We start from the raw sequence: 22,795 nt of genomic DNA on the forward strand, positions 1-22,795 counted from the left end.
TGCGAAAGACATTCGTCATCGCGAAGAGAGACCCCTTATCTTAACCTTCACTACTGCAGTCATGAAGGATATAACTAGTGTTAACCGAAAATATGCTTTCCATACAAAATTTAAAATTAAAAACCTTTTATATGAGCTTCGACTTTGTCATGTGGGGGTTGACCTTGCAGCACCGAAGTAAGTGGAGGGAACGGAATCGTTCAGAAGAAGCGAAGCGCTCGCCTTTGTCACCGAATTTTGACCTCTCTGAGGTTGATCAAAAAAATTCGGAGACAACAGCGATCAGAGGGACGATCCGTAACCGTAACGACCACCAAAGCGCTAAGAGTCAATCCATGATGAAGAACGCTCATATAAACATCCCGAGAGGAGATTACACTGTGCTCGATATCAAACAGATTCAAGAAATTATCCCGCATCGTCCGCCGTTCCTGTTGGTGGACAGAATTTTGGAGATGGAAGATGGCAAACGTGCGGTTGGTTTGAAAAATGTAACGATTAATGAACCATTCTTTATCGGTCATTTCCCTGAGTATCCGGTAATGCCGGGTGTTTTGATCACCGAAGCATTGGCTCAGGTTGGTGCAGCGGCTATGTTGAACCTGGAAGCTAACAAAGGAAAAATCGGATTTTTGGCGGGACTGGACAACTTCCGATTCCGTGGACAAGTTGTGCCCGGAGATACGTTGATTCTGGAAGTGGAGATTACACGTCTGAAGGGTTCTATCGGTAAAGGTAAAGCAACTGCCCGAGTGAACGACAAAGTGGTCGCTGAAGGCGAGATTATGTTTGCACTGTCAGACCCAAGCTGATTACATACGTGAGCATTGACATCATGCAGGAACGTAGACGGACCGAATGATGCAAGATGTTGAAGTAACTCAGCACACCTGAATTTATATAGACGGAAGGGGTTTATCGGAATGGAACAGTTAAGCACAGCAGCAGCAGAGACGTTGCAGCAATGGTTGGAGGATGCTTCGATTGATGAAGCAACGAAACAGGAGCTTCGTGACTTGCAGGATCAGCCGAAAGAGCTGGAGGAACGTTTTTACAGAAACCTGGAGTTTGGTACAGGTGGATTGCGCGGAGTCATTGGTGCCGGAAGCAACCGGATGAACCGCTACACCGTAGGTCGGGCAACGCAAGGATTTGCGCGTTATTTGCTTGAGCAGCATGGTGACCAAGAAGGCAAACCTTCTGTTGTCATTGCTCATGATTCCCGTCATTTCTCACCTGAATTCACACTGGATGCTGCGCTTGTACTGGCTGGAAACGGCATTGTAGCCAAGCTGTTCCCATCCCTGCGTTCAACTCCTGAGCTGTCATTCGCAGTGCGTCATCAGAAGGCAACTGGAGGGATCGTTGTAACAGCGAGCCATAACCCACCGGAATATAACGGCTACAAAGTATACAATCATGAGGGCGGTCAATTGGTACCGGATGAAGCTGAAAAAGTCATTCAGTACATCCAGGAAGTGCCTTCCCTTGCTGACGTGAAAAAGCTGACGCAAGAAGAAGCAGAAGCTCAAGGGCTCCTGATCTGGTTGGGTGAAGACCAAGATCAAGCGTTTGTGGATACCGTAGCAAGCCGCAGTCTGAGCCGCGAACTGATCCAATCCGGCATAGGCCGTGATTTCAAAATCGTTTACACACCGCTTCACGGAACAGGTAACATTCCTGTACGTCGCGTGCTGGAGCAGATCGGATTCGAGCAAGTGCACATTGTAGCTGAACAGGAACAGCCGGATGCTGAGTTCTCTACCGTGAAATCCCCTAACCCGGAAGAACGCGAAGCGTTTACGCTTGCAATGAAGCTGGGAGAATCCGTAGGCGCTGACATTCTGATCGGAACAGATCCGGATGCAGACCGTATGGGTGCTGTCGTGAAAGACAACGATGGCAAATATTTCGTCTTGTCCGGTAACCAGTCTGGTGCCATTATGGTACATTACCTGTTGAGCCGTCTTCAAGAGACCGGAACACTGCCAAGCAATGGTGCGGTTGTCAAAACAATCGTAACAAGTGAGATGGGTGCTGTTATTGCTGAACATTACGGTGCAGAAGTGATGAACACACTGACGGGCTTCAAATATATTGGTGAAAAAATGAACCAGTTCGAAGCAACAGGCAGTCATACATTCTTGTTCGGATATGAAGAGAGTTATGGCTACCTTTCAGGCAACTATGCCCGTGACAAGGATGCTGTCCTTGCCTCGATGCTGATTGCTGAAGCAGCTGCGTATTATAAGAGCCAAGGCAAGACGCTGTATGATGTCTTGCAAGAGCTGTACAACCAATTCGGATATTTCTTGGAGAAGCTGGAGTCCCGTACGCTGAAAGGCAAAGACGGCGTGGCTCAGATTCAAGCCAAAATGACGGACTGGCGTTCCAATCCGCCACAAGAAGTAGCGGGAATTGCGGTACAAGATGTGCTGGACTATTCCCTTGGTCTGGACGGTCTTCCGAAGGAGAACGTACTGAAGTTCATTTTGGCAGACGGTTCATGGTTCTGCTTGCGTCCTTCAGGAACAGAACCGAAGATCAAAGTATACTTCGCCGTGCGTGGAGAGAATTTGGAAGATGCGGAAAGCCGGATCGAGCGTCTGGTGACAACAGTGATGTCGCGTGTAGACGCACAATAATACAAATGCAACAATGAGCAAGAACATGAGAAGGCCTCTCCGCACCGTAAGGTTGGTTGGCGGAGGGGTTTTTCTTTGAAATAAAAGTGTAGATGGTTCTAGCATATAAGAAGGCTTGTTGACACAAGCTGTTTGTAACCTATTGTATGAATGTTAAATGAACGAATTACTTGAGCTGAACGTGCATTTGGTTCCAACACTTGAGGAGGTACATGTAGTGCGTCAAAAATGGCTTTATTGGAATAACGCTTCTCGGAAGTGGTTGTGGCTCGTCGTTATTATCGGTCTGGTCGCGTCCATCCCTGTAATCAGTGATCGGGTGCAGACAGAATCTTCTGCCAAAAAGGTGGAGCTTGTCTTCAACTATCGAGGTCTGCTGGATATTTCCGCCTATCAGGCACATCCGCAAGATTTCATGAATGAACAATTGACTCGTCTAAAAGACGCAGGCGTAACAACGATGGCTGTGTTCGAAAGTACATTGGACGAGCTGAGAAAGACACGCCGACTAATGGTATATAACGGCCAGGATCTCGCGAACCTGACCAAAGATGTGATCCCTTCTAATGCGAATTACACGTATGTGTTATTTACATCGGAGGAAAACGCACAGACGTATACCCCTATTATTGAACAAACGTTCGCTGATCGGCAGATTCCGGTAGTGCCTTGGGAATATGAAGGTCGTAGCGGCTTAATATTGCAGACTCCTCCGGAGAATGCCAACATGCAGCCTTTGCAGCCCGATCCGGTTGCCGTGAAGATGCTACGTGATAAAGGGTTCTACATTTTGCCGCGGATCTCGGACAGTGTGCCATACAGCCAGGAATCGATGGAGCGCTTGCTTACCTTCTTCGAAGAGAATGGCGTAAAGCGCATCTTGTTTGATGGTGATGCTGTGAAAGGGTACAATGATAATGCAGAGATGAAAAGTCTCGACCAATTTGCACAGTTGCTGAACAAGCACAATATTGGTCTTGCAGCCATTGAGAACTTGAAGAAACCGCAGTCTGGATTCCAGACCCTTGCATATAAAACGGATTACAACGTTACGCGTCTGTACTCCCTTAGTGATGGAGATGCCAATCTGGACGTAGACACAATTGCTGACCGTTTTGTTCTCGCAACCAAGGATCGCAATATTCGTATGCTCTATATGAATGCATCGCCAAGCCGGAATACAGCAAAGGCCATGATTACAGATCCAATTGAGAATCTGATCAATAGCTTAGGTGAGCCGGGTCATGCGGTAGAACGCATGGCGAAGCATGGATTCGAGTTAGGACAAGCTGAAGCATTTACAGTTAAGGATTCTTCGATTCAGCGTTATGCCAAGCTGGTTGCTCTTGTTGGTGCAATTGCCATGATTGCACTTATGGTTTCTTATTTTATCCCACTACTGACTTTGATCGCATTTGTGGTCGCTTTGGTGGGCAGTGCAGGATTGTTCCTTTTGAAACCAACGCTGCTGGAGCAAGGAATTGCCTTGCTTGTGGCAATCGCCGCGCCGACCATAGCGATGGTGCTGGCCGTTCGTACAGTGAACTATCAGCAACAGCGTCAACCCGACGCATCCGCGGGTCGTCGTTTGAAACAAACGTTAGTTTTATATGTAAGAACTTCGATTCTGTCATTTCTGGCGGTACCTTTTGTCATCGCATTGCTTAACAGTATTACGTACAGTCTGGTGATTAACCAGTTCCGCGGCGTGAGTCTGTTGCACTTTGCGCCTATGGCACTGGTGGCGATCTATATTGTGTTTTACCGGGGTTCGGGATCGTTCTCTATTAAACAAATTAAGAATATTCTTCGTACACCGATTACCGTTGTAATGGTAGTACTGGGACTTGTTGCTGCCGTTGTTGGATATTACTATTTGAGTCGTACAGGCAACTCGGGTTCGGTTACACCATTCGAGATGTTCCTACGTGTTGTGTTGGAAGATACGTTCGGTGTACGTCCGAGATTCAAAGAATTTATGCTGGGACACCCGCTGTTTATCGTTGGCGTGTTCGCCGCTTTAAAATATCGTAAAGTCATCTTTGTGCTCATTATTGCAGCGATTGGACAGTTGTCCATGGTGGATACGTTCGCGCATATCCATACGCCGGCTGTATTGTCACTCATTCGTGGAGTGATGGGATTGGGACTTGGCTTAATCTTCGGTATCATTGCTGTGGGTGTGTGGCAAGTAGCGGAAGGATGTTGGAAAAAATGGTCACCACTTCTCAAAAGTTAGTCATCTCGGGGTATTACGGATTCCGCAATAGCGGAGACGAAGCGGTGCTAAAGTCGATTTTGACAGCGCTGGAAGAGGAAAGCCAAAGGTCGAACATAACCATTGAACCTATTGTTCTCTCGGGTGATCCCGAGTCAACAACCGCCATGTACGGTGTACGCTCCGTGCATCGTATGAAATTGAAGGAAGTCCGTGAAGCGCTCAAGGAGAGCGACGGGTTAATCAGTGGCGGAGGAAGTCTATTGCAGGATGCAACTGGACTGAAATCCATTCCTTATTATCTGGGTGTAATCAAGCTGGCCCAGTGGCTGAAAAAACCAACGTTTATCTATGCACAGGGGATTGGCCCAGTGAATCGTAAAATTTTCAATCCGATGATCAAATCGGTCTTTAAGGCCTGCACCTATGTATCCGTTCGGGATGAACAATCTGCAGATTACCTGCGTGGGCTCGGGTTACAGTGGAATCAGATCCATGTTGTACCCGACCCCGTAATGGGTTTGCCATTACCTGAAACAAAAGTTGAGAGGGGCGTAGGTGCTGTCTCAGCAAATGCTACTACTCAAGCTAATCGAGTGGAACCTTCAACTGGAGGACATACCAAGCTTCCTGTGATCGGCGTTTCGGTACGTTTTTGGGAGTCAGACCGGAAGGAACTTACAGCTATTGCAGCAGGATTAAAAAAGCTGTGCTCCAAAAGAGCGATGCACTTGCGTTTTCTGCCATTTCATCTGCCAGTTGATGAACAGGCATCACGATTCCTTATGGAAATGCTAGGTGATGTGACCAGCAAAGGCAGCGAGATTAGCATCACAGAAGATCTGACCGATCCTCAGCTTATGCTGGAGGAAGTCAGCAAGTGTGATCTCGTCATCGGTATGCGTCTGCACAGTCTGATCTATGCAGCTTCGCAATATGTGCCTCCGGTGGGTATCTCGTATGATCCGAAAATTGATCAATTCCTGCTTCGTCTGGACAGTGAACCAGCAGGAAATACGGATACACTCGATGGAGATAAACTCGCCAAGACTGTTGTTGGACTGCTGGATCAACGTTCACAGTGGTTGAAGGAACATGAAGAAGGCATCACCCAACTGAAGCAGGAAGCCAGAGTGCCTGCACAGCAGATTATTAACTATTTAGGCCGCAAAGGATGAGATAAAGATGAGTCAGACCGGATCAATACCTACCGTTTCGATCTACGGCATTCCTTTTTCCAAACTGACGATGAAAGAAACGGTAAAGGTTCTCCAGGAAGCTGTGCTGTCCAAGCAGACACCACATCAGGTCATCACAGCCAACCCCATTATGGTTATGGCCGCATTGGAAAATCCCGCAATTATGGAAGTCATGCAAGCTGCGGAATTGATTGTTCCTGATGGAACAGGTGTCGTATGGGCTGCGAACTATTGTGGAGATCCTGTAGCTGAGCGAGTGCCGGGTTTTGAGCTTTTACATGAATTGCTGCGTGTTGGAGAAAACTATCGATGGGGCGTATATCTGCTGGGTTCCACCCCTGAGGTGATTCAAGAAACGGCAGTTCGGTTACAACAGCAATATCCGGCGATTCGAATTGTGGGTTATCGCGACGGTTATTTTGGTCCGGCTGAGGATGAACAGGTCATCGCTTCCATTCGGGAAGCGGCACCTGATCTGTTGTTTGTAGCACGTGGGGCGGAGACCCAAGAACCGTGGATTCACAAGCACAAAGATGCACTGCAGGTTCCCGTAACCATGGGCGTTGGCGGAAGCTTTGATGTGATTTCGGGTAAAACTAAACGTGCGCCTGTCCTGTTTCAAAAGTTAAGACTGGAGTGGTTTTATCGCTTATTGCGTGAACCAAGCCGGGCTGGCCGGATGCTTGCGCTTCCGAAATTCGCTGTTAAGGTGATGCGTGACAAAGAAAACGTGACGAAAGTCCGTTAAAAACAGGTAATTGCGAGATAAATGCGTGTTTTTGCTAGAAATTGAGGATGGCTTTTCGGGTGTGATGAGCGTATAATTCATTCCGGATTACATGTGTGCCACTCCATGAAAACAGAAGCGTTACACTTGGCACTACGATTGCAAGGCAACCTGTCGATCGCCGTTATCCCCAGATTTCCTTTTATCCTTTTCCAAAGGATGAAATCCGGTGATAAATGCGAACGTTACACTTCTCTAGTTTTCCTTGTACTCTCCGTTATCGTGTAACAAAATTTTTCATCAAAAGTGACTAACAAATAATTTTTTATATATAAAAAGAGATCAGGGGATTTATAATTTCGTACAGGTATTATAATTGGGGGTCGAATGTTCAAATGGTAGCGATCTTTATCATTGGATTTATCGTGTCAATGGGACTGGCTCTTGCCCTGACACCACTTGTCAAAAAGTTCGCAGTCCGCATTGGCGCAATGGATACGCCGAATGCACGTAAAGTACACACACGGATCATGCCTCGTCTTGGTGGTCTGGGGATATTCCTGGCCTTTATTATTACAGTTGCTGCATTGCTTCCGTTTGTATCGGCATGGTTCACGACTCGGGATATGAGTTTTGTCAGCGCGTTTCTGATTGGTGGAACAATTATTGTACTGATCGGCGCACTCGATGATCGGTTTGAACTATCGGCCAAAGTGAAGCTGCTTGGTCAGATCGTTGCTGCTTCTGTCGTTGTATTCGGATTTAATATCCGGGTAGATTTCGTTAACATTCCGTTTCAGGATTCCTACTCTTCACTCGAAGCTTGGGTATCCATACCGCTGACGATCTTCTGGATCGTTGGTGTAACGAATGCGATTAACCTGATTGATGGTCTGGATGGTCTGGCAGCCGGTGTATCTGGTATTGCAATTGGTACCATTGCCGTAATGTCATTCCTCATGGGTAACATGATGATTGCCTTGATGTGTCTTGTATTGCTGGGTAGTATTATCGGATTCCTATTCTTCAACTTCCACCCGGCCAAGATCTTCATGGGGGATACCGGATCACTATTCCTTGGTTTCTCTCTGGCAATGCTGTCCATGCTGGGATTCAAACAAATTGCTATCGTGTCCTTTATTACACCGCTGATCATTATCGGTGTGCCGCTCTCGGATACCTTCTTCGCGATTATCCGTCGTGCGGTACAACGGAAACCGATTTTCGCACCGGATAAAGGTCACCTGCATCACTGCTTGCGTGAACTTGGATTCAGTCACCGTCAGACGGTACTGATCATATACGGAATTGCCGCGTTCTTCGGAGTTCTGGCCATTATCCAATCTTCCGCTGCCATGTTTGAAGCGAACTGGGTAACGTTTGTGGTCATCTGTATCATGATGTTCTTCCTCCAGGTGGGGGCAGAAGTTATCGGGCTTGTTAGCAAGACGAGAAGACCGGTTATTAACTTCCTGATGCGCATGCGCGTCAAGCTGAATCCGGAGACCCGTTCGAAATCATAAATAGATAAATGTAATGGTTATAGCTATTCTTGAATATTATTCCAGACCCAACCTTATCCCTTGTGGATAAGGTTTTTTGTTTATTTTGAGATTTTTACTAAATAATTGGATCTTTTTGCCGATATATAAAGGTAACTGACTTAAAAGAGGAGAGATGATATTTAATGCAACAAAAGAAACGGCCGTTGGTCTGGATCATGTTGGTCACCATGGTGTTCTCATTGTTCCCACAGGGTCTATTCGGTGGGTCCGTTGCTTCGGCTGCGGATTCATTTACGACTTATTTTACGCCATCCGATCGAACGATTCGTGAAAGCTCTAGACTTTCGTTAGTTTCTAACAAAGGTGAGTTTATCACTCGGGATAATGTGTATAAAAGCCCAACGTCATCATTAACGATAACAGGCACATTTGCTATGGTTAATGGAACATCGCTTAAAGTGAAGGTGGAGCAGTTGAATCTTGCTCAGACTGGAGCTGTCCAAGAATGGAAAGTTGATGAAACACGCACGACTACGACTGCAATAACTGACAATGGTAACAATCGTTTTACAGCAAATAGTGTAGGTTTGTTTTCCGGATTTAACAAAGTTACATTTATCGGGACACAAGGACAGAGTACCGTGGAAAGCTCAGACACATTCTATGTTTTGTATGATCCTGCCCCATTTATTGAAAATTTCACTCTTTTCACAGATCCTTCAGCTGAGGGAGGTAGTGTAGCTTACAATTTAAATGAAGGTACAGAGACTGTAGTTGACACAGAACGGGTGGATTTTCAAGGTAATGTGAAGAATGCAACTCAAGTTATCGTGTCTGTTAATGGTAAGGACGACATTGATACACCTGTACGGCCAGATGGAAGCTTTTTTGCGGCACAAATGAAATTGTTGCCAGGAAAAAATATATTGAAGTTCAAAATTGTAAGTGAAGCAAATCAGATCGAAACAGAGCGTGTGGTTTATTATTTTGATAAAACTAAGCCGTTCGTTCAACTTAATGTAAATATCGGTAGTGAGACGAAATCGGTATTGAGCAGAAGCGAACCGGCAACGTTCACAGATCCAGATAAGACAACTGCAACATTATCTGGTGAAGTATTGATTCCGTATGAGGAAGGTAGTAATAATTTTGCTACAGATGGAAAAGTAACAATACAGCCTGGAGGAAAAACAACCTTTGACGATTATGATGTTACAGTAACTGAAGAGAAACTAATTACAGGTCCCGACGGGAAATCTGTGAAATACAGAATGGTTAAGTTTCAAGGGGTTCCAACCTATGATTTAACACCTGATGGTTCCATAATAGCGAAAAATCAAATCCTTAAAGTTAACGTAACCCAAGGAACATTCAGTGCAGAATATGCAGCGAATTACGTATATTCATCGGATGCACAGGATATTACTAACATTTACTACCTACCTAATTACAAGGGTGGAGTTATCGACTCCAAGGTTCCAATTAACGGAACAATGTTGCAGGATGATGAAGTATTTATATTAGTTGAGTCCAGCAGACCAATCACAAAGACGCTAAAAGCTGTATATCTGCCTTCAGGGGCTAATGAGCTTGATATTACAGAATATACTGGCACTCCGGCTGCTAGTGGCTTAGAGTCCAATCAAAAAGTATACGTTATTAAGAAGCTTGCGAGCGGTAAACAACAGATCCGCTTCTCATTTGGAACGAATGTTTCACCAGAACTCTCAAAAGTTGTTGAGCTGACTTATGCTACAATCAGTTCGATCTATGTAGAGAGCCTACAGAATGGTAGAACATATACATTTGACTCATCTAAAGGCACACAAAACCTGACTCTTAAAGGGGAACTACTTGGTTTTAAGTCCTTGACTGATCTCAAGGCTGAGTTGATTGTAAATGGTCAATTAAAGGCAACGACAGATGTAAGTATGGTGAAAGATCCGGTTCTTGCTTTCCCTAAAACTAAAGACTTCAACTTCAGTCTACCGATTCAGAGAAATGGTCCTATCTATTATGGAGAGAACACTATCGAAATACGGGCTATTGAAGAAGATGCGGGTGGGCTACCGAGAACGATATCCACGATTTTGAAAATTAATGTAGTGGATACGAATAATTCAACGATTTCTACATTCATGCCTACATTGATTCCTAAAGACTCCAGAAGTGTTTTTGATAAAAACACAGTATCGACATATTCTGAAGATGAACTGACTAAAATCTTTGCCGTCACTCCAGACTTTGTATTCAAAGATAACAAATACGTAACAAGTGAAAAAGAATATGATTTGGTATTCCGAGGTAGTGGTGCACAGAACATTAATGTGACATCTGGATCAAAAGTGATCTTCAGCAAAACCGTTAATACAACACCGGTTCTGGATATCATCAACAGTGGATCAGTTGGAGGAGAAACAACTGGCTCTGACTTTGCGGGTAATGAAGATCAGTTTATTGCGAGGATTCGCGGTTTGAAGTTCGATGCACCGGGAACCCAAGTTTATACACTCGAATTAATTAATAGTACAGGTGCCCGCTCTACACAGAGAATCGAGATTGTCCGTGAACCTGCGTCCTATCGAATTGTTGCGCCTCAGCCAACAGTAGGTAATCAAATTGTCGTAAATAAAAACTTTATCCGGTTCGATATCGAGGCAGAGGGAGCAACGGAGGTTCTTATTGGTAAAGAAGCAGCGGTTAAACGGCCTGACTATAACAATCGTTTCATACTGGATTATGTGGGATTGAAGGCCGACAAAGAAAACAAAATCAAGATTAGCATTACGCGTGCTGGTGGGACTACGAATGATACGGTAACTGTGTATTACACCAGTGCGGTTACAACAGATTCGCAGTATATGGCTCCTAAAGTAGCCAATAAATACACGGTGTTCAATAAAGAATTAACGTTGTCCTTCCCTAAAGGGACGGTTCTTCAGTCGGAGAACTCGATAGGAATCACGAAATTTTATCCTAACAACAAACTTTTGTTTGGTATTGCAGAACCAGCAAAAGGTATTGTAGAGCGAATTAATGATTATGGAAATTCAATCGGCGTTGATTCGGATGAAAGAGGTACAAATGTTCAAAAAACACCAATACAAGTGTCTCCAACGATTTCTGGTAATTTCGCATCTACTTTAAGTACAGGTGATTTTGCACTGATTTCGGATATCTACTGGATCAATGGTGGCTTAGGAGAGCTAGGTAACAAAAGCGACAATGGATACAAACCTGGTACAAACGGTCTAGCTCCTTATAGCGTAGAAGGGACATTTACTAATTATGCTGCAGAACGTATCCTGACACCTTCACAGCGGGGAACATTAACTCTGAATTATGATCCATCTATTGTAGATGATGTAGGGTCTACGATTACGGTTTACAAATACTCAGATAAAACAAATCCAGGTAACTGGGTATCCATCGGTGGTAAAGTAGATACGAAGAAGCATACGATTACTGTACCGTTTAATGAGTTTGGTTATTACAAAGTCATGAAGCAGAGCAGAAGTTATTCGGATATCACGAATCATCCATGGGCAAGAAATGTACTAAATGCGATGTATTCCAAAGGGCTGATGAAGCCGTTGAAGAGTAATTCATTCGGTGCAGATGATCAAACAACACGTGGGGAATTCGCAACATTGTTGGTTAAGGGAATGGATATTCCATTGATAAATCCAACCAAACAAACGTTCAGTGACGTAGGGAAAGGCACTGGAGCTGAGATTTGGAGCTATGAAGCCATTGAGACAGCAGCGCGTGTGGGGATTGTACAAGGACGCAGTGATGGATTCTTCCAGCCACAATTACCAGTTTCCAGAGAAGAAGCGGCTGTTATGATTGCACGTGCAATGAACGCGAAACTTGCGGCCAATGATAGCAAGTTATCTTCAGCGCTAGGTAAGTCGTTCCTGGATTCATCTTCAATTGAGTATTATGCTCGTCCAGCTGTACAAGCAGTGACAAAAGCGAAGATCATGGAAGGAAGCCCTGTGACTGTTCCGGGAGCTAAGAAACCTTCATATCAATTCAATCCAAAAGGGAACATGACTCGCGCGGAAGCGGCGAAGATTGCTGTGGAATTGCTCAAAAAGAGCACAGGTCTATTCCCTAAAACCTTGAGTTAATTCATTTGATACATGGAATCAATTTAGGAAGGACCTGTCCCTTACTCTAAAGGGGCAGGTCCTTTTCATGGCTGTCAATGAATTGACATAGAGTACTTTTATAATAGAAGAAACAGAACTTTTACCAATAACTATTTTTGTAATTTGCTAGAGTTTAAGATACAATAACGGTAAATACACAATGATCTAGAGGGTGAAGTTAGCTAATGAAACCGATTTATTCGAAAGCCCAGCTGGGCTACATGAAGGCAAAGACACAGTTTGAGAAGCAGGCAGTCATTCTGGAGAAAAAGTTGGAAGATACACGCAAGACTCAGGAGATCTCTCAGGAAGTTATGGAAGGGCTTGTACAGTCCACTGGCTTCCATGATGCGTATAACAATCTGGTTCTGGCTGAGAATGAGTTGATTGAATGGTCTCACACAACGATGAAGCATGAGAAAACGTACCGTGAGAACAGACAACCAATTGACGATATGTATCTGAGATTGAATAGTGATCCAAATATGCGTGCTCAAATCATTGAACTCGCGATGAAGATTAAATAACTTATATTTCCAGAAATGCAGGAAAAGCATCCCAATAGGGGTGCTTTTTTATTTTATTTTTTGTGAATTTTGTCGCTTCATGGGCTGAAGTTGCGGGTATAAATAAACGTTGGTAGCACAGGTAAACCAGAGATCACAATTCCAGATTCACTGCTGTATCAACGGTTTGAAAAGGTTTTGAATGGCTTCAATACCCGCACTGTACCTATACATAAAAAAAATCAAAACTTTTTTTGTGCAATCCGCAACTTTTTGAAATCTACTGCGTTTAAAGTGTAGAGTCGAAAACATTGGGCCTGTTACCAAGAATGACCTCGTGAAGAATCTTGTCTATTTTTTAGAAAAAATTGCTTTACGGCACGAGAGACCCATTGTATAATACGTAAGGTAGGATTAGGAAACTACTCTATTTACGTGTGATTCTGATTTACAAACTAGTTTACAAGTTTCTGTGATATGCTCACAGACATCATTTATATTAACTTGCTCACAACTCTGGAAAGGGGGTGCAACAATATATGAGGAATACGAGCGACCCTATTAAAAAAGAAAATTCAAATGTTATGAACGCCCAAGGAGGAGAAAAAAAGGTTATGAAGAAAATTTTATCCGTAGCATTGTCTACAGCAATGGCATTCTCAATGTTTGCATCTGTAGCATTCGGTGACACAGCAGTTTCCCCGCAACAACAGTTTGATGCATTGAAAGCAAAAGGTATCTTCAACGGTTATCCGGATGGTACAGCAGGTCTTGACAAAGACATGACTCGCGCTGAGTTTGCAAAAGTTATCACTAAATTGCTGGGTCTGAAAGAGATCACTGGAACTCTTTCTTACACTGACAAAAACTACACAGCTAAAAACTGGGCTGTACCTTACATCGAAGCAGTAACAGCTGCTGGTATCATGGAAGGTAAAAACGTTGAGAAGAAAATCTTCGACTTCAACGGTAAAGTGACTGTGTCCGAGATGGCTACAATCCTGACTCGTGCATTGGATCTTGAAATCCCAGCTGAAACAAACAACACTGCTCCAGCTTGGGCTAAAGGTTATGTTCAAGCAGCAATCAACGCTGGTCTGGTTGATGCAAACACTAACTTCACAGCTAACGCTTCCCGTGAATTGCTTGTAGGCGCTGCTTACTCAATTGACCAAGCGCAAAGCTTGAAAGTATCTTCTTACACAGTAACTGAAGGTGGAAAAGTTGTTGAATTCAAAATCAGCGACGGCGAAACTGTAAAAGTTACTTTGGATAAAGCTCTTGAAGCTAACAAAGAAACTGAAGTGAAATTTACTTACAAAGATAAGAACTTCACTGAAAAAGTTACTTATGTTGTAGAAGCTGCAACTAAAGTACAATCCGCTACTTCCACTAACCTGAAAGAAGTAGAAGTTGCTTTTGACGGTAAAGTAGACAAAGCTACTGCAACTGACAAAGCTAACTACACAGTGGACAGCAATTCCAAAGGAATCAAATCCATCACTTTGTTGGCTGATGGTAAAACAGCTCGCCTGTTGTTGAACGAATCCAGTCAATTCACACAAGGTACTACTTACAAAGTAGTAGTTAAAAATGTGAAATCTTCTACAGGTACTGTAGTGCCACAAGGTGAAGTTTCCTTCACATCTTCTGATAATGTACTGCCTACAGTAACAGAAGTTAAAGCTCTGGGAACTAAAGTTATCAAAGTAACTTTCTCTGAGCCGGTTAAATCTCCAACAAGCAGCAACTTCCAATTGGATGAAAAAGCTTTTGTTGGATCTGTAACTCAAGGTGCTAACCAACGCGAAGTGATCCTGCGTGATTACACAGGTTCGATCTCCGAAGGTGCGCATAAACTTACAACTTCACTGATTGAAGATTATGCTGGTTTGAAATCTTTGGCAGCAACAACTGATTTCACTGTAGCTGCTGATACTGAAGGTCCTAAAGTGACTGAAGTTTCTGCTACTTTGGAAAAAGTAACTGTTACTTTTGATGAAGAAATCGATCCACAAAGCGTATCTAATGAGAGCTTCTACTGGAAGTCTGGCGATACGAAAAAAGTAGGTAAAGCAACTCAAATCTCTGGTAACGTATATGAAGTTGATTTCACTGAAAACCGTCTGCCAGGATACGAAACTACTTTGTTTGTAGAAGTTAAAGACTACTCCGGTAACGCTAATGCTACTAAAGAGCACAAAGTTACTGCAAGCGTTGATTTGGTTCAACCACGTGTGCTTGAAACAACTTACGGCCCAACAGTTGAAGGTCTTCGTTTGACTGTTCGTTTCGATAAGTCTGTTACTGCGGCAGATGCTAAATATTACACTGTTAAAAAAGGTAATGATGTAATTCCTGTTAAGTCCGTTAAAGCTGCAGGTGGATCCGACAATAAAGTGTTCTATGTAGAATTCTACAGTACTGACCTTAAAGGGACTCATAGCCTTAAAGTAGCAGATGTTCAAGATACTACAGCTTTGCGTAATACCTTGGTAACTTATGAAGGTACTTTCGTAGCTAGCGATAGTCAAGCTCCGCAACTGGAAAGTTTCGGTATTGATGCTAACAATGATACTAGACGTGTTGCTTTGACTTTCGATAAAGAAGTAGACTTGGCAACTTTGAACAATCGTGCTAACTACTACTACACATTCAAAAAAGACAACTCTACAGCACAAAAATTGTCTTTGCCGAATGATGTACAAATCAATGTAGATAACAGTGGAAAATCAGTTATTCTTGTTTTCCCACAAACAATTGATGGAACAACTATTAAATTTGGTGGAGCTGAATCTGTTCAAGCAATTAACATTGTTGGATTGAAAGCTAAAGCTAACCAAGTAGTTGGTGGAGTTGATGCTCCACTCGCAGTTGCTGATCTTACTTTGAACTCTGTAGTATTGAAAGATGCTAAAACAGTTGAAGTCACTTTCAATAAAGCAATCTCTAATGCTACTAGAAATGACTTTACTTTGAATGGTGAAATTCCATCTACTGTAACTGTAAAAGACAATGTTGTAACTCTGAAGTCTACTTCTGATCTTAGTGGTGCGGTTGATGTTGAAACTGTGCGTAACAACTCTATCCAGTCTTATGCAGGATACAAAATTGGTTATGTGATTGAAACTCCAGTAGGTGTTGTTGCGCCTCGAGTTGACGAAAGTGCATTGCCATCCAACAAAGTTATTGTTCAAACAGGTAAGAAATTTGTAATTCCTTTCACTGAACAACTGGAAACTGCAAACCAAGCATCTGTTGCAACTGATTTGGTAATTAAGAAACTTGGCGAAGAGAACACTCCAAAACTTGATCCAATCAATGACTATCAAACAACAGTTGAGGGTAAAAATGTTATTGTAACAATTGACCCTTCTGTAACTTACAACCAAGAGTTCTCTGTACAAGTGAAAGATGAAGGTGCAACATTTATCCGTACAGTAGGTACAGATAAAAAAGCAGCTAAATCAAGTGTTTACAAAACTACTGCTAATGAAGCAGCTCAACCAACAGGTGTAGCTACTACTGCACCAGCAGCAACAACAACTAACGGTGCTGCTCAAGTAACAGGTGCTAATCAAGCGGTTGACTTGCCAGTTAACGCTAATATCACTACTGCAGGTTTTGTAATTGTTACTGGTGATGTTAACGGCACAGTTGTTAATCAACAAGTAGCAGTAGCTCTGGCTGATGATTCTGCAGCTGTAGCAACAAAAGTTGCAAGTGCTTTGAACATTGCTGGTTTTAATGCTACTGCAACAACTAACAAAGTTGTGTTGACATCTGCAGAGAAAGTAGCTAATAAAACTGTAACCCTTACTCTAAAAGATGATACAGCTGTAGGCGTGACTCAAGCTAATGCAACAACAGTAACTCCTGGTGTTGCAGCAGTTACGGGTGTGGCACAAGTTGTAACAGTTCAAGTAACTGGAGCTACAAGAGATGGAAGCAACAAAGTTACATTTACTGATGGAACTAACACTGTTGTGAAAACTATCTCTGTTAAAGCTGGTGATTCTGCTGGCGTAGTCGCAGCTAAAATTTCTGATGTATTCGCTGGACAACTTAACGGATTTACTGTATCTTCTTCATCCAATGAAGTTAAATTTACAGCTACCGTTCAAGCTACTGACAAACCAGTTCAAGTAACAATTTCTGCAAACTAAAATTGTTATTGGTAAAAAAACCTACCCATATGGGTAGGTTTTTTTTATTGTTAAAAATTATATTATTATACACTATATGTACAAGCATACCTCAAGCAGCCGCATATTATATGACAAAGAATATGGATACGATAATGTGATATTTTAGTAGTCCACTATATTGTTTCAGTATTTACTTCACTAAAACCAACAACATCGTAACTTTCTCTCCATCCCAAACGTTTATACTATAAAGCAACAAGCAACTTATGGGAGGTTTGGAAGTGGATCATAAAAAGGTCATAACGACTTTGATAACTAGTATGTTATTCATCAGTTCAAGTGGAGGTTTAGTAGCTGCTGCAAGTACACCAGCTAACTCAGGTAAACCTGCTACAAATAACAGCGCAACAACAAAGAAGCAACAGACAACAACCACGAACAAAGTCGTACATACCCTGGCTAAGGTACCTGCGGTCAAAGTAACTGCACGTAGTACCGTGAAGTTAACAGACGTCAATATCTTGTCGCAAGACGACGGGAATACGGTGACGTATACACTGACGTATAAAAATAATGACAGCACACCGATGATGATGCTCGATTATTGGAGCAAAGTGAAAACAAAAGGTGGAACAAGCTTCTCTCCAAAGCTGATCGCCAAGGATCAAGAGAAGAAGACAGTATCACCGGGTTCCACGGTGGATCTCACATACGTTATGAAGGTTGGACGTGAAGTGAAATTGAGTGATCTGAACTTCCTGATTGTAAAATGGGATTTCAGTAAACCAAATTATGAAAGCACGTTGGGGAAATTCAATGTTCCCGCATCATATAGCATCACTACACCTGTAGGTAAAACAAAGACGGTTCGTCTGAGTGATTCAGCCGTCAAGGTTAAAGTCTCGGGAATTAAAGTGTATCCAGGTGAAAATAAGAAGCAATATGTCAAAGTTGGCGTGAACTTGAACAATATCAGTTATAAGCTATTGGATAATCCAAACATCAAGTGGATTCTACGTACACCAGGTGGTACGAATTATCCGTTGACCCCGGATAAGGATAGTACGGGTGTCAGTATTCAGGCACAGGCCAATAAAACGTTAAATTTAATGGCTTCTTTGCCTACAGCGTTGAAACTGGAAAAGTCCGAATTACTGCTAGTGGAAGAACAAGGTGAAGAGAAGACAGCTCTGCCAGTGGCTGCATTACAGCTTCCTGAAGCTAGCCAAACGAATGTAAACGTAGTAGCGAATCAACCGAATATCATCTCGATTGATGGACAACCTGTATCGACTCTATTGGAATCTGCTCGTGTCCGTGGTGAGGATGAAGAGTTTGATCTAACGATGCAGTGGGTCATTAAGAACCAAGGGAAAAAAGAAGTTAAGGTTCCCAAATACGCATTAGAGATCCGTACAGAAGATGGAACTTCCTATCCGATCGAGACCAAGGCATTAGATGATCTGAAGTTGAAGCCAGGTGCGACTAAAACGATCAAACTGAACTCTACGATTCAAGGGAATGGCGATACCAGCAAAATCAAATTATATGCGATGACACCTACAACCAAAGATGAGAGCAAAGAAGGGGAAACATCTGGCGGAGGCACGAGTGGCTTTGAGTTCTCTTATCCGATTGGCATCTATGCTATTCCTGAATCCGTAACAAGTGGAGATGGACTTACAACAGAAACGGTAATTAAGAATAGTAAAGGTACATTCGGGGTATCTGTTGGCTCCTTACAACGTCTCCCATGGACAGACAGTGATATTATTGCTGCCAAGGTCACCATCCGTAATGCATCGACCAAAACGGTTCAATTGCCTGAGCTGGAAGCAATGTTTACAATCGATTCTGCACGTATTGATGGAGATACGAAGCTGATTCGTGCAGAAGGCGGCAAGTTACTAGGTTCTGGTATGGTCACCGAAGCTTATCTCCTGACGAAGATTCCATCTGAACTCAATATGAGCCGTCTGGAATTAACTTTGCAGGAGAAAGTAAGTGAGGAAGAAAAGAACGATTGGATTACCCTTAGTACGTCCGGTTTAATTCAGCCCCTCTCTTATGTAGGCGAAGGGAAAACCTATACTCAAGGAACTGCAGATAAAGAAACAGAGCTGGGCATACGCAGAACATATATATATCCGGGATCTTCGTCCGATATTGTATACACCGAATTCGAGATGACGAATAAGTCTCTGCGTCAGAGTGGCCTTGCGAAGTTGGTAGGATACTACAAAACAGCAGATGGTCAATATTACAAAGCAACAGCCAAGCAGGCAAACCGTGTACCGGGACCAGGTCAGAAGAGTATCGTTACGTTCTGGGCCAAAGTGCCGAAGAGTGTAAAAACATTATCTGATATGCGTCTGATTGTAGGTGAAGGGGTTGCTGACAACAAATTTGTAACCGGTGAAGGTGATGCAACGGCTTATGTTAATGCCATGTCATTTGAAGTACAGCCAAAATCATTATCTGTTCTATCTTCTCTGAATGATATCGACTTGTATCCGTTCAAATTCTCGGGTAGCAATATTAAAGCTTACCTTACAGGTGGAACGGCAGTACAGATTGAGATGATCTACTCCTTAACACAGGAGGAAGCTGTGGATAGTGGAGAGTATGGACACAAGCTGATTCTGTCTCTAACCGATGGGTCAGGTAAAGTGTTTGATAAAGAGATCACACCAGGAACTGATCTGAAAACAGGCATTAACCAGACGCTGAACTGGAGTATTGATGATACGGTATTTGATAAAATACGTGGTGGCTCATATCGCGTAGCCTTGTATGATGTTTTCGAAGGTCAACGAATTCGTCTTGCGGAACAAGGTTATAGTTACGATGTATCCAAACTGCCTAAAGAAGAACCGATCATCCCGGAGTTCCCGGAAGAGGGTTCTAATAATCCCAATAATAATCGGTAATTTGTACGCAAATTAAGATATTTTAAAGCTAAGACCTCGCTTCCACATCTACGGAAGCGAGGTTTTGCTTGTCGCATGTCTATTTTTTCTCTATAGTTAAAGTTAATAGATTACCAGAGGAGGAAAATGATTCACATGAAACCTTATATGAAAGTATCCCTCGCTGCGCTCGCCATTGGTGTTGGCGTCTGGGTTGGGTCGGTATACAGCAATACAGCCATTGGAGCAGGCACCAGCCAACCAGGAACAGCGGATGATCCGGTTGTAACAAAGAGTTATGTAGATCAGCAGATCCAACAGGCTTTGGGTGGTAAAATCCCGACTGGAGTAGGAAGTACCAATACGGGAACAGACAGCAATGCAGGAAATGGTAACAACACCGGCTCTACAGGAACTGGAAACTCCGGTAGCACAGGTGGAGACACATCCCTTCCTCCACTGGTCTCGGGCGCTTCTGAAGCCGTTGAGATCGTAACCGTGAAGCCGGGTCAACAGCTGATCGGAAAGTCTGGCGCGGAGTTCATTGTACGTAGCGGCAAAGCTGTGATCGTCAGTGAAGGTACGAATGGTGTAGCGGATCTGACGGACGGGATTGACCTGACGAATGGACAGGTAGCGCCGACCAATCACCTGCTCTCTTTTCCAAGGGATGGACGGGGGATCACGGTCTTGGAAGGAAACAAATACAGCTTAACTGTAATGGTTCGTGGTGGATATACTCTGAAATAGGATTTGTAGCTGTTAAAGGAATTATTCATTAGTTATACATTTTATTTGCTCAGATTACCCAGTTCTAACAAACATTAATACGGCTAGCCAGCCTTGTTCCTGCTCACTCTATAACTGTTGACAATCAATTAATGGAGGTGCAGGAATCATGGCTAGAAGCAATCGCAAAGTGGTACCCGAAAGTCGTCAAATGCTGGATCAGATGAAGTATGAGATTGCTGCAGAGTTTGGTCTTAATGTAGGTTATGGTGGCAGAGGTTTAGCTGGTGCGGATACAGAATTTGGATCTGAACTGGGTGAAGTGAGTGATCACTCCTATGGGCAATACAAAGGGTGGGGACATCTGACTTCCCGCGAGAATGGATCGGTTGGTGGAGAGATCACGAAAAGGCTAATTCGCCAGGCAGAACAGCACTTATAGGGCATTTTCCTTACCCCATTTCGTTTGACACGTCTTGACAAATACGTTAAGATGGCACTTGAGGTATGCAACCTTTTCCACTAGGGAAAGGTTGATTTTCGTTTGAGGCAATTACCTGAAAAATCCTTATCTTCGGTACTGCGGACCCTGCGTCCTTATTCCATTTTGGAAAGCTTCGAGGGTACAGTGAACGAATCGCTGTCATGTTTTGTTCGGGCAATCGCCATACTATTAGTTATGGGAGGTTGAAACTTCATGTCTGTTAAAGGCCGGCATCTATTTACATCGGAGTCTGTAACCGAAGGACATCCGGATAAAATCTGCGATCAGATCTCAGACGCCGTATTGGACGCGTTCCTGGCGAACGATCCTAATGCTCGCGTAGCTTGCGAAGTTTCCGTAGCCACAGGCTTAGTGCTTGTCATCGGTGAAATCAGTTCAGCTTCTGAATACGTGGACATTCCGTCCATCGTTCGTAATACAATTAAGGAAATTGGGTACACCAATGCCCAGTTCGGTTTTGATTATAACACTTGTGCAGTTCTGACTTCTCTGAATGAGCAGTCTGCTGATATTGCCCAAGGCGTTAACGCAGCGTTTGAGAACCGTGACCCGGAACAAATGGCTCGTGAGACAGAAAACATTGGTGCAGGTGACCAAGGTCTGATGTTCGGTTTTGCAACGAACGAAACACCTGAACTCATGCCTTTGCCAATCGCTCTGTCCCACCGTATCGCGCGTCGTCTGGCGGAAGTGCGTAAGAACGGTACATTGGAATATCTTCGTCCGGATGGTAAAACGCAAGTAACGATTGAATACGACGGTGACAAACCGGTACGTGTGGATACAATCGTTGTGTCTACTCAGCACGCTGAAGAGACTACGCTGGAGCAGATCCAAAAAGATATCAAAGAACATGTAATCTTGCCTGTTGTTCCAGCTGGATTGCTGGATGAGCAGACTAAATATTTCATCAACCCAACAGGACGTTTCGTTATTGGCGGACCTCAGGGAGATGCAGGCCTTACTGGACGTAAAATCATCGTAGATACCTACGGCGGTTATGCACGTCACGGCGGTGGTGCGTTCTCCGGTAAAGATCCGACAAAAGTAGACCGCTCAGCAGCATATGCAGCTCGTTACGTAGCGAAAAACCTTGTTGCTGCAGGTCTTGCAGACAAATTGGAAATCCAGCTCGCTTACGCGATTGGTGTAGCCAACCCGGTATCGATCAACGTGGATACATACGGAACTGGCAAAGTCAGCGAAGAGAAATTGGTTGAGCTTGTGCGTAACAACTTTGATCTTCGTCCGGCTGGCATCATTCGTATGCTGGATCTGCGTCGCCCAATCTACAAACAAACCGCTGCTTACGGTCACTTCGGCCGTACAGACCTGGATGTACCTTGGGAGCAAGTGGATAAAGTAGACCTTTTGAAAACTCAAGCAGGTCTGTAAGTTAGGTGCAATAGTAATGGAGCCCTTGATTCCGTTAAGGAATTAAGGGCTTTTTTGTGCTTCCATCGATTTCACTGCTTGTCATGGACAAAGGAAAAATTATGGAATAAATCCCCAAATAACTAAATGAAATCCCTTCTCTAACCGAAATA

Annotated in this window: 13 protein-coding genes; all 13 read left to right on the forward strand. The window is 43.5% G+C overall.

Going from position 1 to position 22,795, the window contains the following annotated elements:
• Positions 1 to 380 precede the first annotated feature (380 nt).
• The 13 genes from fabZ to metK all read left to right on the forward strand — a co-directional run bounded on the left by fabZ (position 381) and on the right by metK (position 22,643).
• The gene (gene fabZ / locus IFU39_RS22835; RefSeq protein ID WP_062836974.1) at positions 381 to 812 is read left to right on the forward strand and encodes a 3-hydroxyacyl-ACP dehydratase FabZ; all 432 of its coding nucleotides are present in this window, start codon (positions 381 to 383) and stop codon (positions 810 to 812) included.
• Positions 813 to 923: 111 nt separating this feature from the next.
• On the forward strand, positions 924 to 2,645 hold the full coding sequence (locus IFU39_RS22840) for a phospho-sugar mutase (protein WP_091036315.1): 1,722 nt from the start codon (positions 924 to 926) through the stop codon (positions 2,643 to 2,645).
• Between the two features lie 217 nt (positions 2,646 to 2,862).
• Positions 2,863 to 4,884 carry a DUF5693 family protein gene (locus IFU39_RS22845; RefSeq protein WP_133386091.1) on the forward strand — a complete coding sequence of 674 codons (2,022 nt, stop codon included), beginning with the start codon at positions 2,863 to 2,865 and terminating at the stop codon, positions 4,882 to 4,884.
• Entirely contained in the window at positions 4,860 to 6,041 is a 1,182-nt protein-coding gene (gene csaB, locus IFU39_RS22850) for a polysaccharide pyruvyl transferase CsaB (RefSeq protein WP_127549046.1), read from the forward strand. Before IFU39_RS22845 ends, csaB begins: the two co-directional genes overlap by 25 nt.
• 7 nt (positions 6,042 to 6,048) lie before the next feature.
• Entirely contained in the window at positions 6,049 to 6,810 is a 762-nt protein-coding gene (locus IFU39_RS22855) for a WecB/TagA/CpsF family glycosyltransferase (protein ID WP_192134997.1), read from the forward strand.
• 374 nt (positions 6,811 to 7,184) lie between these two features.
• A complete protein-coding gene (locus IFU39_RS22860; protein WP_036667762.1) occupies positions 7,185 to 8,312 on the forward strand; it encodes a glycosyltransferase family 4 protein in 1,128 nt (375 codons plus the stop codon).
• 164 nt (positions 8,313 to 8,476) lie between these two features.
• Positions 8,477 to 12,430: an S-layer homology domain-containing protein gene (locus IFU39_RS22865; protein WP_192134999.1), complete on the forward strand. Its 3,954-nt coding sequence runs from the start codon at positions 8,477 to 8,479 to the stop codon at positions 12,428 to 12,430.
• A 206-nt stretch (positions 12,431 to 12,636) separates the two neighbouring features.
• Positions 12,637 to 12,978 carry a hypothetical protein gene (locus tag IFU39_RS22870; protein ID WP_036612519.1) on the forward strand — a complete coding sequence of 114 codons (342 nt, stop codon included), beginning with the start codon at positions 12,637 to 12,639 and terminating at the stop codon, positions 12,976 to 12,978.
• Between the two features lie 518 nt (positions 12,979 to 13,496).
• Entirely contained in the window at positions 13,497 to 17,123 is a 3,627-nt protein-coding gene (locus IFU39_RS22875) for an S-layer homology domain-containing protein (RefSeq protein WP_192135000.1), read from the forward strand.
• Between the two features lie 263 nt (positions 17,124 to 17,386).
• On the forward strand, positions 17,387 to 20,035 hold the full coding sequence (locus IFU39_RS22880; protein WP_192135001.1) for a hypothetical protein: 2,649 nt from the start codon (positions 17,387 to 17,389) through the stop codon (positions 20,033 to 20,035).
• A gap of 135 nt (positions 20,036 to 20,170) precedes the next feature.
• The gene (locus tag IFU39_RS22885; RefSeq protein WP_192135002.1) at positions 20,171 to 20,764 is read left to right on the forward strand and encodes a hypothetical protein; all 594 of its coding nucleotides are present in this window, start codon (positions 20,171 to 20,173) and stop codon (positions 20,762 to 20,764) included.
• A gap of 148 nt (positions 20,765 to 20,912) precedes the next feature.
• Complete coding sequence (locus tag IFU39_RS22890) at positions 20,913 to 21,185, forward strand: alpha/beta-type small acid-soluble spore protein (protein WP_017691962.1); 273 nt, start codon at positions 20,913 to 20,915, stop codon at positions 21,183 to 21,185.
• 255 nt (positions 21,186 to 21,440) lie between these two features.
• A complete protein-coding gene (gene metK / locus IFU39_RS22895) occupies positions 21,441 to 22,643 on the forward strand; it encodes a methionine adenosyltransferase (RefSeq protein ID WP_076254038.1) in 1,203 nt (400 codons plus the stop codon).
• Positions 22,644 to 22,795 lie beyond the last annotated feature (152 nt).

This window comes from Paenibacillus sp. CFBP 13594 (assembly GCF_014842675.1).
In the GTDB taxonomy this organism is placed as follows: domain Bacteria; phylum Bacillota; class Bacilli; order Paenibacillales; family Paenibacillaceae; genus Paenibacillus; species Paenibacillus amylolyticus_B.